A 12931-nucleotide genomic window follows, 5' to 3' on the forward strand; every position below is an offset into this window, starting at 1 on the left:
CGTGGCAACCACAAACGATATTAAGAACGGTACTGTCCTGAAACTTGAGGGCCAGCTTTGGAACGTCATCGAGTTCCAGCACGTCAAGCCAGGCAAGGGTGGAGCGTTCGTCCGCACCAAGATGCGCAACGTGATGTCCGGCAAGGTGGTCGACAAGACCTTCAACGCCGGCCTGAAGATCGAGACCGCCACTGTGGACCGCCGCGACTACCAGTACCTGTACCAGGACGGCAGCGACTTCGTCTTCATGGACACCCAGGACTACGACCAGATCCACGTTTCGGGCGCCACCGTCGGCGATGCCACCAACTTCATGCTTGAGAACCAGATGGTCAACATCGCCATCCACGAAGGAACACCCCTCTACATCGAGCTTCCCCCGAGCGTCGTGCTGGAGATCACCTACACGGAGCCGGGCCTGCAGGGCGACCGCTCCTCCGCAGGCACCAAGCCCGCCACCCTGGAAACCGGCTACGAGATCCAGGTTCCGCTCTTCGTGGAACAGGGCACCAAGGTCAAGGTTGACACCCGCGACGGCAGCTACCTGGGCCGGGTCAACGACTAGTGAGCGCACGAGGCAAAGCCCGCAACAGGGCCCTCGACGTGCTCTTCGAGGCGGAGCAGCGCTCCGCCTCTGCTTTCGAGGTCCTGAAGGCGCGGCGCGAAAAGACTGACCAGGTCATCAATCCCTACACGGTGGATATCGTGGAGGGCGTGGTGTCCAAGCAGGCCACGATCGACGAGTTCCTGCAGACGTACGCCCAGGGCTGGACCCTGGATCGTATGCCATCAGTGGACCGGATCATCCTCCGGATCGGCACCTGGGAACTGCTGTACAACGACGACGTTCCTGATAACGTGGCGGTGAGCGAAGCGGTTTCCCTTGCGAAGACGCTCTCCACCGACGAATCCCCGGCCTTCATCAACGGCCTGCTCGGCCGGCTCCAGAAGTTGAAGCCGTCCCTGTTGGCCTGATTGTTCAGCCCTTCCGACTGTTTCAAACGTCGATTGCTCCGTAACTGCCGTTAGATGTTCCACAAGGCAGTCACGGAGCATTCGCTGCTTAAGACCCGCTGCTTAAGACGCGACGGCGTTGCGGAGCGGCAGGATGTGGGCCAGTTGCCTCATCTCGTCCTCCTGGTGCCGCTGGACATCACGGCCGCTGAGGATCCGCTGGCGAGTCAGGGCAAGGTCCGTGGCTGCCCGGACAAAGGCTTTCATCTGCCGTTCCCTGCCGCGCTGTCGTGCCCACTGCACTGCGGACCTTCGGCCCTGCGGGGTCGCCAGCATGTCCACTTCAAGTGGTGTGAACCATCCGGCGTGCGCATACTCCAGCAGCCGCTGCCTGGTCAGCTTCCGCTCGGCGAAGCGAAGCAGCCCAATCGCCACTACGGCGAGGAGGAAAATGGGCACCTGGACTCCCAGGTACTGGGCGAAGAAATCCTCGCCCATGCTGTTCCAGCGATTGTGCAGGATCATCGCCGGAATCAGTCCGACAAAGAAGGCCAGGATCGACTGCCCGGAATGCCAGCGCCGGGCGGCGAAGCCCATGATGAGTCCGGTAGTACCCGTGAAGATGGCGTGCGCGAAGGGCGACATGATCCCGCGGAGGATAAAGACCTGGATGAAGTCTCCGCCCGGATTTCTCGAGTTGGCGATTTCACTGCCGAAGTACAGGATGTTCTCGGTAAAGGCGAAGCCGCCGGCAATGGTGAAAGCGAACACCACACCGTCCACCGGCCCGTCGAAATACCGCCGTGTGGCCAGCAGCAGCAAGAGCAGCCCCAGCGCCTTGGCGAACTCTTCCGCTATGGGCGCTTGCACTGTGGCCATGAAGAACCGGAACTCGGCCTCGCTGGTTCGCGGAGCCACCACGGCGAACAAGGGCTGGATCAGCAGGGTAACGGCAATCGAGACTGCCGCTCCCCAGGTGAAGGCGAAAATGAGGAGCCGCGTGGGCTCAGGTTCCCAACGGTCAATGAAATAGACGGTGAGGAGCACCGCGGAAAGCGGCACGAGGGAAGCCACGAAGCCAACCGTGAAGCCCGCCACGCCCGTATTGCTTAGCAGGAATGGCACCACCACAACGAGGCTCAGCAGGGCCAGCCCGCCACCGCCCAGGAGTAGGGGCAGTAATGCGCCGCGGGTGGCGCCACGGGAAGGTGGCGGCGATGCCCGGAAGATCGGCCGTACGGATCCGGCGGTATTTCCAGGTGCCGGACGATAATCATGCGGGTCGACGTGGCCGATCCAGGTGGGGTTCGTGCCCGCCTCGACGTAGGGTGCGCGGTTTTCCTGCCGTCCCGTGTCGCGCCAAGGGCCGTTGCTCGTCATACGTCCGAGCCTACGGCTGCAACTGCCAGGCAACCAAGGCGCCACGACCGTCGTCGTCCGCTGTGTCTTCGACGCCGCGCGGTGTGAGCTGGAACGCCTGCTGCTCCGACTTGGGGCGGGCTTACAGGCGTTGCCCGTGTGGTAGTTTTGAGGGGCAATGTTCCTTTTTTAATTCCGTCCCGTGAGGCGGGGAAAGGGGAGACGAGCGATGACTGAAGTCACTGCAGCACAGGTTCCGTCCAGGGTTGTCCTCAACCAGGCGGACATTGACCGTGCACTCACTCGTATCGCCCACGAGATTCTCGAAGCCAACAAGGGCTCCAAGGACCTGGTCCTCCTGGGCATTCCCCGGCGCGGCTATCCGCTGGCCGTAAGGCTCGCAAAGAAGATCGCCGCAGCCGATCCTACTGTCGACGCCGCCACCGTCGTGGGCCAATTGGACGTCACCATGTTTCGGGACGATCTTTCCCGCCAGCCCACCCGGCCCCCACACCACACACGGCTTCCCCTGTCCGGTATCGACAACAAAGTGGTTGTCCTCATCGATGACGTGCTCTACTCCGGGCGCACCATCAGGGCCGCCCTGGACGCCATCACGGACCTCGGTCGACCCCGGATCGTCCGCCTTGCCGTCCTGGTGGACCGCGGACACCGCGAACTTCCCATTCGGGCGGACCACGTAGGAAAGAACCTGCCGACGTCCTCAGTCGAGAAGGTCCGTGTACACCTGGAGGAAACTGACACGGTGGACGGCAAGCCCGTCAACGAAGTCGTGATCGAGGCCGGCGCGTGAAGCATCTCCTCTCCACTGAAGACCTCAGCTCCCACAACGCGATCCGCATCCTCGATACTGCCGAAGAAATGTCGGCCGTGGGCGATCGCGAGGTGAAGAAGCTCCCCGCACTGCGCGGCCGCACGGTAGTGAACCTCTTCTTCGAGGACTCCACCCGGACCCGCATTTCTTTCGAAGCAGCGGCAAAGCGTCTCTCTGCCGACGTCATCAACTTCGCCGCCAAGGGCTCATCGGTTTCCAAGGGCGAATCACTTAAGGACACCGCCCAGACCCTCGCCGCCATGGGGGCGGACGCCGTCGTCATTCGCCATTGGGCCTCCGGTGCCCCACACCGCCTGGCGGCCACAGACTGGATTGACGCCGCTGTGGTCAACGCGGGCGACGGAACCCACGAACATCCCACCCAGGCACTCCTTGACGCCTTTACGATGCGGCGGCATTGGTCCACCCTGAAAGGAACAGCGTCAACGGGCGCGGATCTTAGGGGAATGCGGGTCGCGATCGTCGGGGATGTGCTGCACTCGCGTGTTGCCCGCTCCAATGTGTGGCTCCTGCGCACCCTCGGAGCCGAAGTTACCCTGGTTGCGCCGCCCACCCTGCTGCCCATCGGCGTCGAACACTGGCCCTGCAAGGTCAGCTATAACTTGGACGAAACCCTCGAGGACGGCGTAGACGCCATGATGATGCTCCGCGTCCAAGGCGAGCGAATGAACGCCTCGTTCTTCCCGTCCACCCGGGAGTACTCCCGACGCTGGGGCTTCGATGACGCCCGCCTTCGCGCCCTGGACGACCTCGGCCTCAAGGACACCATCATCATGCATCCGGGTCCCATGAACCGCGGGCTCGAGATATCGTCCGCGGCGGCGGACTCGCCGCGGTCCACCGTCCTGGCCCAGGTCCGGAACGGCGTCTCCGTCCGCATGGCTGCCCTGTACCTGCTGCTGTCCGGAGATACCCGCGAAGCAGCCCCAACTTCGGGCCCAGCCCCTTCAAATGCAGCCCCTTCCAACACTGCCCGATCCACCACTGCCCATTCCAACAAGGAGAGCAACTGATGACCGCCACCAACGGAACCTACCTGATCCGCGGTGCGGCGATCCTTGGCGGAGAGGCTGAAGACCTCCTGATCCGGGACGGCAGCATCGCCGAGCGCGGTACGGGCCTCTCAGCCGACGACGCCACGGTCATTGAGGCCGCCGGCCTTGTGGCGCTGCCGGGCATGGTGGATGTGCATACACACCTCCGGGAGCCGGGTCGCGAGGACGCCGAAACCGTGGAAACCGGGACCCGTGCCGCGGCGCTGGGAGGCTTCACCGCCGTCCACGCCATGGCGAACAGCAACCCTGTTGCCGACACCGCAGGCGTCGTCGAACAGGTGCACAGCCTCGGCCGCGCCTCTGGCTGGGTGGACGTCCGCCCGGTTGGAGCCGTTACGGTAGGCCTCGCCGGCGAACAGCTGGCCGAACTCGGAGCGATGGCCGATTCCCGGGCCCAGGTTCGGATGTTCTCCGACGACGGGATCTGTGTCCACGACCCCGTGCTCATGCGCCGTGCCCTCGAGTACGTGAAGGCGTTCGACGGCGTCGTCGCCCAGCATGCGCAGGAGCCCCGCCTCACCGCCGGAGCCCAGATGAATGAAGGCGCGGTGTCCGCCGTCCTCGGACTCACCGGTTGGCCCGCCGTCGCCGAAGAGAGCATCATCGCCCGCGACGTCCTCCTGGCCCAGCATGTCGGCTCCCGCCTACACGTGTGCCACGTGTCCACGGCAGGTTCGGTAGAGATCATTCGCTGGGCCAAGGAGCGCGGCATCAATGTCACCGCCGAAGTCACGCCCCATCACCTGCTGCTCACTGACGAACTCGTCCGCAGCTATGACCCCGTGTTCAAGGTCAACCCGCCGCTGCGCACCAACGATGACGTGCAGGCACTGCGTGCGGGCCTCGCGGACGGCACCATCGACGTCGTCGGAACCGACCACGCTCCGCACCCGAGCGAACACAAGGAATGTGAGTGGGCACAGGCGGCAATGGGCATGACCGGACTGGAAACGGCCCTCTCCGTGGTCCAGGAAACCATGGTCGAAACCGGCCTCATGACCTGGGCAGACTTCGCGAGGGTGACGTCCACCTCGCCGGCGGCTATCGGCCGCCTGACGGACCAGGGACGCCCGCTCGAGGCGGGAGAGCCTGCCAACCTCATTCTCGTGGACCCGGCTGCGCGCTGGACCGTCGATCCCCATAAAATGGCCACCATGGGCCGAAACTCACCCTTCAAGGGCAAGGAACTTCCGGGTACGGTCGTCGCCACATTTTTCAAGGGCCACCCCACGGTGCTGGACGGCCAGCTCAACACGCCTTACCGCTACCCGGGAACCGCCGGCAATGGCAATACCAGGGCAAGCGGGAACTGATGGACAAAATCGTTCCGGGACTCGCAGTCCTGTCCATCATCGCGGTGGCCTTCGCCCTCGTGGCGCTCGGCTGGCGCAGCCGCCTGAAGAGGCAGTCCGACGTCGGAAGCCTCCCCGAGGTACCGGCGAAGCTGACCCCGGCCACCGCCGTCGTTGACGGACAGTATGTCGCCACCACAACGGCCGGTGACTGGCTGGACCGCATTGCGGCCCAAGGCCTGGGCGTCCGCACCAATGCTGAAGTCAGCGTCCACGCCGAAGGGGTCCTGTTCGACCGCACAGGTGCAGGGCCGTTGTTCATACCCCGCCAATCCCTTTCCGGCTCCCGCCAGGACAGCGGCATAACCGGCAAGTTCGTCGAAAAGGACGGACTCGTGGTTGTGAGCTGGACCTTGGGCAGCCGCGAACTCGACACCGGCTTCAGAACCCGCCGGGGCGCTGACAAACAGCCCCTCCTCGAAGCACTCCAAGAATTGATCTCCGCAGCCCCTCAGGCCGACGCCGATAGTGGAAAGTAACACAGTGACGGACAGTAACTCAGTGACAACATCCAGTGCAGCAGGAAGCAAGTCAGCTTCCGCCCCGGCCGTGCTGGTCCTCGAAGACGGACGCATGTTCCGTGGCCGCAGCTACGGCGCCACGGGCACAGCCTTGGGCGAGGCCGTGTTTGCCACCGGCATGACGGGCTACCAGGAGACCATCACGGACCCCTCCTACGCTCGCCAGCTGGTGGTGCAGACCGCCCCGCACATTGGCAACACCGGTGTGAACAGCGACGACGCCGAATCCCGCCGCATCTGGGTGGCCGGCTACATTGTCCGCGACGCGGCACGCCGCCCCTCCAACTGGCGCTCCGAACGCAGCCTCGACGACGAACTGGTGGAGCAGGGCATCGTCGGCATCCAAGGTGTGGACACCCGCGCCATCACGCGCCACCTGCGCGAGAACAAGACCATGCGTGCCGGCATCTTCTCCGGCGATGCCGCCGCAGCCACGGACAAGGAACTCCTCGACGCCGTCCTGGCCAGCGCTCCGATGGAAGGGGCACGCCTTGCCGAGGAAGTCAGCATCGACGAAGCGTACGTCGTTGAACCGGCGGACCACGGCTGGGACGGGGAGGCCAGGCTCACGATCGCCGCGATCGACCTCGGCATCAAGGCCATGACGCCCGTCCGCTTCGCCGAGCGTGGCGTGCGCGTACATGTCCTCCCGGCGACGGCAACCCTGGAAGACGTCAAAGCGGTGAACCCGGACGGCTTCTTTATGTCCAATGGCCCCGGCGACCCCGCCACCGCCGACGCGCAGGTAAAGCTGCTCAGGTCCGTCCTGGACGAGAAGATGCCCTACTTCGGCATCTGCTTCGGCAACCAGATCCTGGGCCGGGCCCTCGGCTTTGGAACCTACAAGCTGAAGTACGGCCACCGGGGTATCAACCAGCCCGTCATGGACCGCCGCACCGGCAAGGTCGAGATCACCTCGCAGAACCACGGCTTCGCCGTCGACGCCCCGATGAACGGTGCCACCGTTGCCCCGGAGGAACGCTTCGGCCGCGTGGAGGTCAGCCACGTGAGCCTGAACGACGACGTCGTAGAAGGCCTCGCCTGCCTGGACATCCCGGCGTTCTCGGTCCAGTACCACCCCGAGGCCGCAGCGGGCCCGCACGACGCCGCCTACCTGTTTGACCGGTTCATTGAACTAATGGAAGGCACCCGCGACGGCAGGACCGCCGGGCTCTCGAAGGAGCCTGTCGATGCCGTCCACAATCCGGCCGAACCGCAGAAAACTGACAACGAGACTGAGGACAAGAAGTAATGCCGAAACGTACAGACCTCAAGAGCGTCCTCGTCATTGGATCCGGCCCGATCGTCATCGGCCAGGCCGCCGAATTCGACTATTCCGGCACGCAGGCGCTGCGGGTGCTGAAGGAGGAAGGCCTGCGGGTCATCCTCGTCAACTCCAACCCGGCCACGATCATGACCGACCCGGAATTCGCCGACGCCACGTACGTTGAGCCGATCACCCCGGAAGTGGTCGAAAAGATCATCGCCAAGGAGCGTCCCGACGCCGTGCTGCCCACCCTGGGTGGCCAGACGGCCCTCAATACGGCCATCGCCCTGGACAAGAACGGGGTCCTGGAGAAGTACAACGTCGAACTCATCGGGGCCAACATTGCCGCCATTGAGCTCGGCGAGGACCGGGAAAAGTTCAAGGGCGTCGTGGAGCGCTGCGGCGCCGAATCCGCCCGCAGCCACATTATCCACTCTATGGATGAGGCCTTCGAGGCGGCCAAGGACCTCGGTTATCCGATGGTGGTCCGTCCCTCGTTCACCATGGGCGGCCTCGGTTCCGGCCTTGCCTACAACGAGGACGACCTTCGCCGCATCGTGGGCCAGGGCCTGCAGTACAGCCCCACCACCGAGGTCCTGCTTGAAGAGAGCATCCTTGGCTGGAAGGAATACGAGCTCGAGATGATGCGCGACAAGAACGACAACGTCGTTGTTGTCTGCTCCATCGAGAACTTCGACCCCGTTGGCGTGCACACCGGTGACTCCATCACTGTGGCACCGGCGCTGACGCTGACTGACCGCGAATACCAGAAGCTGCGCGACGTCGCGATCGCCGTCATCCGTGAAGTCGGGGTGGACACGGGCGGCTGCAACATCCAGTTCGCGATCCATCCGGACACTGGTCGCGTTGTCGTCATCGAAATGAACCCCCGCGTTTCGCGTTCCTCGGCGCTGGCCTCCAAGGCCACCGGCTTCGCCATCGCCAAGATCGCCACGAAGCTCTCCTTGGGCTACACGCTGGACGAGATCCCCAACGACATCACCCAGAAGACCCCGGCGTCGTTCGAGCCGACCCTCGACTACGTTGTGGTCAAGGTTCCGCGCTTCGCCTTCGAGAAGTTCCCGGCCGCAGACCCAACGCTGACCACCACCATGAAGTCCGTCGGCGAGGCCATGGCCATGGGCCGCAACTTCACCGAGGCGCTCCAGAAAGCCCTCCGGTCCCTGGAGCAGAAGGGCTCGCAGCTGGACTTCAGCCCGGTTCCCGAATGGGAAGTCCCCGAGCTCGTTGAAAAGGCCAAGCGCCCCACCATCGAACGGCTGTACCAGGTGCAGCGTGCCCTCCTCGGCGGAGCTACGGTCGAGGAGCTCTACGAAGCTACCAAGATCGATCCCTGGTTCCTGGACCAGCTCCAGCTGCTCAACGAGACCTCGCAGGAAATCCGCAAGGCTGGAGTCCTGGGCGAGCCCATGCTGCGCAATGCGAAGCGCCACGGCTTCTCGGACGAGCAGATCGGTGCCCTGACGCACAACCCCGAGGCAGTCGTCCGCGGTGTTCGCCAGGCACTGGGCATCCGTCCTGTCTACAAGACGGTGGACACCTGCGCCGCCGAATTTGCCGCGTACACCCCCTACCACTACTCTGCTTACGACGAGGAAGACGAGGTTGGCCTGCACGCCAAGCCCTCCGTCATCATCCTCGGCTCCGGACCCAACCGTATCGGCCAAGGCATCGAGTTCGACTACTCCTGCGTGCATGCCTCCATGGCCCTGCGCAAGGCCGGGTACGAGACCGTCATGGTCAACTGCAACCCGGAGACCGTCTCGACGGACTACGACGTCTCAACCCGCCTGTACTTCGAACCCCTGACGCTCGAGGACGTCCTGGAGGTCATTGCGGCCGAGGAACGCACCGGCGGCGTCATGGGCGTCTTCGTGCAGCTCGGCGGCCAGACGCCGCTCAAGCTTGCCCAGCAGCTCGCCGACGCCGGCGTCCCGATCCTCGGCACGTCTCCGGAGGCCATCGACCTCGCCGAACACCGCGGCGCGTTTGCCCGGGTGCTCGACGAGGCCGGCCTGACCTCCCCGAAGAACGGCACCGCAGTCTCCTTCGAGGACGCCAAGAAGATCGCGGACGAAATCGGCTACCCGGTGCTGGTCCGCCCGTCGTACGTCCTGGGCGGCCGCGGCATGGAGATCGTCTACGACGAGGCCAATCTGTCCCGCTATATCGCCAACGCCACGGAGATCACGCCGGACCATCCGGTGCTGATCGACCGCTTCCTGGAGGACGCCGTCGAAATCGACGTCGACGCCCTTTTCGACGGCAACGACATGTACCTCGGCGGAATCATGGAGCACATCGAGGAAGCCGGCATTCACTCCGGTGACTCCGCCTGCGTCCTGCCTCCCATCACCCTCGGCAAGAATGTGATCGAGCGTGTTCGCACCGCCACGCGCGCCATTGCCGAAGGGGTGGGCGTTCGCGGCCTCATCAACATCCAGTTCGCCCTGGCATCCGACGTCCTGTACGTCCTCGAAGCCAACCCCCGTGCCTCCCGCACGGTTCCGTTCGTGTCGAAGGCCACAGGCGTGCAAATGGCCAAGGCTGCCGCGCTCATCGGCACCGGCATCACCATCAACCAGCTCCGCAGTGCCTACAAGATGCTGCCGGAGACCGGCGACGGCTCTACGCTGCCGCTTGACGCGCCCGTCGCCGTGAAGGAGGCCGTGCTGCCGTTCAGCAGGTTCCGGACCCTCGAAGGCAAGGTCGTCGACTCCCTGCTTGGACCTGAAATGCGCTCCACCGGCGAGGTCATGGGCATCGACAAGCACTTCGACACAGCCTTCGCCAAGAGCCAGGCCGCGGCGAACAATGCACTGCCCACTGAAGGCAAGATCTTCGTCTCCGTGGCCAACCGCGACAAGCGCTCGGTGATCATGGGCGTCAAGCGGCTCTCGGACCTCGGCTTCGAGATCGTCTCCACCGGAGGCACCGCCGACGTCCTGCGCCGCAATGGCATCCAGGCAACACCAGTCCGGAAGGTCGCTGAAGGCAGCAGCGCCGAGGGCGAAGGCACCATCGCCGACATGGTGGTTGCCGGTGAGATCGACATGGTCTTCAACACCCCCTCCGGCGGCGAGGCACGCAGTGACGGCTACGAACTGCGTGCAGCAGCAACGTCCATCGGCATCCCCTGCATCACCACGGTGGCGGAATTCAACGCCGCCGTCCAGGCGATCGAGGCCCAGCGCACCTACGCGTGGTCGGTCACGAGCCTGCAGGAGCACGCCGCGGCGCTGACGGCTTCCGCCGAGGCACAGGCAGCCAAGGACACCGTCCATGCCTGAGCCAACGGCGTCTGAGCCATCTGCTCCGGGCATTTCGGAAGGACCGGCAGTCCGGGAACCGTTTGGTTCCCGGCTTGCCGCGGCCATGGCGTCGAAGGGTCCCCTCTGCGTGGGCATCGACCCGCATCCCGGCCTGCTGGCGGACTGGCGCCTGAACGACGACGTCGCCGGGCTGGAGCGGTTCTCACTCACCGTTGTTGAGGCGGTGGCCGACCTCGCTGCCGCGGTCAAGCCACAGGTGGCACTCTACGAGCGCCATGGCTCGGCCGGAATGGCTGTCTTGGAACGCACCCTGGCCGCCGCCGCCGACGCAGGGGTCCTGACCATTGCCGACGCCAAGCGCGGCGACATCGGATCCACGATGGCGGCCTATGCGGACGCATGGCTGTGGGACGGCTCCTCCCTCGCCGCCGATTCCGTGACCCTCAGTCCTTACCTGGGCTTCGAATCCCTGCGTCCGGCCCTTGACCTTGCTGCCGAAAACGGCCGGGGAGTGTTTGTCCTGGCCCTCACGTCGAATCCCGAAGGCCAGTCGGTCCAGCACGTCGGCGGAACGGATTCGGTGGCGCGCCGTATCGCGGCGGCCGCCGCCGTCGAGAATCAACGCTATGACGGAGCCATGGGTTCGGTGGGGCTCGTGGTGGGTGCAACCATTGGTTCGGCTTTACAGGACCTTGACATCGACCTGAACGCGGTCCGCGGGCCGGTGCTCGCGCCGGGCCTTGGGGCCCAAGGCGCTAACCCGGCTGACCTGCGCCGCACGTTTGGCGAGGCATATCCGCTGGTTCTTGGTACCTCGAGCCGAGGCATCCTCGCCGCCGGTCCCGACGCCGTTGCCCTGCGGTCGGCGACGAAAGAGACGCTGACCGGCCTGGTTGACAGCTGAGTCCGTCGGCTGATACGTCCCGAACATTGATTTCCGTCACTTCGTACAGGTAGGTTCGGGATCAGTCCAATCAGTCCGGTACGCGCCCAGGCAAGCATGCCCAGGCGGCCCGATCCGGCGGCAGGGGGATAGATCCGTGAGCCTAAAGGCCCTGACTCCAGAGGAACGCGCTGAAGCCCTTATCAAGGCAGCCAAGGCCCGGGCCATACGGGCAACTGCGAAGGAGCAGCTGAAGAGCGGCCAACTAAGCATTGCCGACCTCCTGGAGCGGGCCCATGCGGAGGAAGCGATTGCCCGAATGCGTGTCGTGGAACTGCTGGAGGCATTGCCCGGCATCGGGCCGGTCCGCGCGGCGGCCATCATGGCCGACGTCGGGATAGCGGCCTCTCGCCGGGTCCGCGGCCTGGGAATTCACCAGGCCCGGGCGCTGGTAGATTTTATTGACGAAAAGTAAACAGTTGTACGCACTTCCCCTAAGGAATACGTGAGCACGAAACCGGGACTGACAGTCCTTGCAGGTCCCACCGCTGTGGGCAAGGGAACGGTATCCACCTACATCAGGGACAACTATCCCGAAGTCTGGCTCTCCGTGTCGGCAACCACACGCCCGCCGCGCCCAGGGGAGGAGGACGGCGTCCACTACTTCTTCAAGTCCATCGACGAGTTCGACACCCTCATCGAACAGGGCGAGTTCCTGGAGTGGGCTGTAGTCCATGGACGCAACCGATACGGTACGCTGCGCAGCACTGTTGAAGCCGCCATTGAGGAGGGCCGCTCGGTGCTCCTCGAAATCGACCTCCAGGGGGCCAGGCAGGTGAAAGCGGCCGTTCCGGATGCGCAGTTCGTCTTCCTTGCCCCTCCCAGCTGGGAGGAAATGGTCCGTCGACTGGTGGGCCGAGGCACGGAAACCCCTGAGGAACAGCAGCGCAGGCTGGAAACCGCTAAACTGGAACTTGCCGCTGAACCGGAGTTTGACCATACAGTCATCAATGATGACGTCCAACGGGCAGCGGACGAGCTTGTTTCACTCATGGGGCTTACCCCGCACCAGCGCCAAGCGCCGGAAACGTCGGCCCGCTAGAATTTGGAGATTTCGTGTCCACGAACCTTGAAGGCATCATCAACCCGCCGATCGACTCGCTGCTTGAGGCAGCCGATTCGAAGTACGGCCTGGTGATCTTCGGCGCCAAGCGTGCGCGCCAGATCAACGCCTACTACGCACAGCTGCACGAAGGCCTCTTCGAGTACGTTGGCCCCCTGGTAGACACCAAGCTGAACGAAAAGTCCCTGTCGATCGCCCTGCGCGAGATCAACGAGGGCCTGCTTGTTTCCACGCCGATTGAACCTGCAGAATAAGCAACCCGCCTGTT

The 12931-nt window shown here is 64.4% G+C and carries 13 protein-coding genes; 12 read left to right on the top strand and 1 reads right to left on the bottom strand.

Translation table 11 applies throughout. The features are described from left to right. Nucleotide 1 precedes the first annotated feature (1 nt). A complete protein-coding gene (gene efp, locus J7E82_RS04025; protein ID WP_214860629.1) occupies nucleotides 2–565 on the top strand; it encodes an elongation factor P in 564 nt (187 codons plus the stop codon). Further along, entirely contained in the window at nucleotides 565–975 is a 411-nt protein-coding gene (gene nusB / locus J7E82_RS04030; protein WP_214860631.1) for a transcription antitermination factor NusB, read from the top strand. Before efp ends, nusB begins: the two co-directional genes overlap by 1 nt. A gap of 102 nt (nucleotides 976–1077) precedes the next feature. Here nusB and J7E82_RS04035 read toward each other — a convergent pair whose 3' ends face one another. Next, on the bottom strand, nucleotides 1078–2334 hold the full coding sequence (locus tag J7E82_RS04035) for a PrsW family intramembrane metalloprotease (protein WP_214860633.1): 1257 nt from the start codon (nucleotides 2332–2334) through the stop codon (nucleotides 1078–1080). Between the two features lie 208 nt (nucleotides 2335–2542). Here J7E82_RS04035 and pyrR point away from each other — a divergent pair, with 208 nt between their 5' ends. The 10 genes from pyrR (at nucleotide 2543) to rpoZ (ending at nucleotide 12917) form a co-directional block, all read left to right on the top strand. Next, nucleotides 2543–3127, top strand: a complete 585-nt coding sequence (gene pyrR / locus J7E82_RS04040) for a bifunctional pyr operon transcriptional regulator/uracil phosphoribosyltransferase PyrR (RefSeq protein WP_214860635.1) — start codon at nucleotides 2543–2545, stop codon at nucleotides 3125–3127. Beyond that, a complete protein-coding gene (locus tag J7E82_RS04045; RefSeq protein ID WP_214860637.1) occupies nucleotides 3124–4182 on the top strand; it encodes an aspartate carbamoyltransferase catalytic subunit in 1059 nt (352 codons plus the stop codon). Before pyrR ends, J7E82_RS04045 begins: the two co-directional genes overlap by 4 nt. Further along, entirely contained in the window at nucleotides 4182–5537 is a 1356-nt protein-coding gene (locus tag J7E82_RS04050; RefSeq protein ID WP_214860643.1) for a dihydroorotase, read from the top strand. The genes J7E82_RS04045 and J7E82_RS04050 overlap by 1 nt, the downstream gene beginning before the upstream one ends. Next, nucleotides 5537–6055 carry a hypothetical protein gene (locus tag J7E82_RS04055; RefSeq protein WP_214860645.1) on the top strand — a complete coding sequence of 173 codons (519 nt, stop codon included), beginning with the start codon at nucleotides 5537–5539 and terminating at the stop codon, nucleotides 6053–6055. Before J7E82_RS04050 ends, J7E82_RS04055 begins: the two co-directional genes overlap by 1 nt. A 94-nt stretch (nucleotides 6056–6149) precedes the next feature. Then, a complete protein-coding gene (gene carA, locus J7E82_RS04060; RefSeq protein WP_251041431.1) occupies nucleotides 6150–7349 on the top strand; it encodes a glutamine-hydrolyzing carbamoyl-phosphate synthase small subunit in 1200 nt (399 codons plus the stop codon). After that, nucleotides 7349–10675, top strand: a complete 3327-nt coding sequence (gene carB / locus J7E82_RS04065; RefSeq protein WP_214860649.1) for a carbamoyl-phosphate synthase large subunit — start codon at nucleotides 7349–7351, stop codon at nucleotides 10673–10675. Before carA ends, carB begins: the two co-directional genes overlap by 1 nt. After that, on the top strand, nucleotides 10668–11561 hold the full coding sequence (gene pyrF / locus J7E82_RS04070; RefSeq protein ID WP_214860651.1) for an orotidine-5'-phosphate decarboxylase: 894 nt from the start codon (nucleotides 10668–10670) through the stop codon (nucleotides 11559–11561). Before carB ends, pyrF begins: the two co-directional genes overlap by 8 nt. A gap of 136 nt (nucleotides 11562–11697) precedes the next feature. Further along, complete coding sequence (gene mihF, locus J7E82_RS04075; protein ID WP_214860654.1) at nucleotides 11698–12015, top strand: integration host factor, actinobacterial type; 318 nt, start codon at nucleotides 11698–11700, stop codon at nucleotides 12013–12015. Between the two features lie 30 nt (nucleotides 12016–12045). Beyond that, nucleotides 12046–12642, top strand: coding sequence for a guanylate kinase (gene gmk / locus J7E82_RS04080; protein ID WP_214860656.1), 597 nt, complete (start codon nucleotides 12046–12048; stop codon nucleotides 12640–12642). A gap of 14 nt (nucleotides 12643–12656) precedes the next feature. Beyond that, nucleotides 12657–12917 (top strand): DNA-directed RNA polymerase subunit omega, encoded by a 261-nt coding sequence (gene rpoZ, locus J7E82_RS04085; RefSeq protein WP_017197559.1) that lies wholly within the window; start codon nucleotides 12657–12659, stop codon nucleotides 12915–12917. The last annotated feature ends 14 nt before the right edge of the window (nucleotides 12918–12931 follow it).

The organism is Arthrobacter sp. ISL-30, assembly GCF_018613855.1.
Classification (GTDB): domain Bacteria; phylum Actinomycetota; class Actinomycetes; order Actinomycetales; family Micrococcaceae; genus Arthrobacter.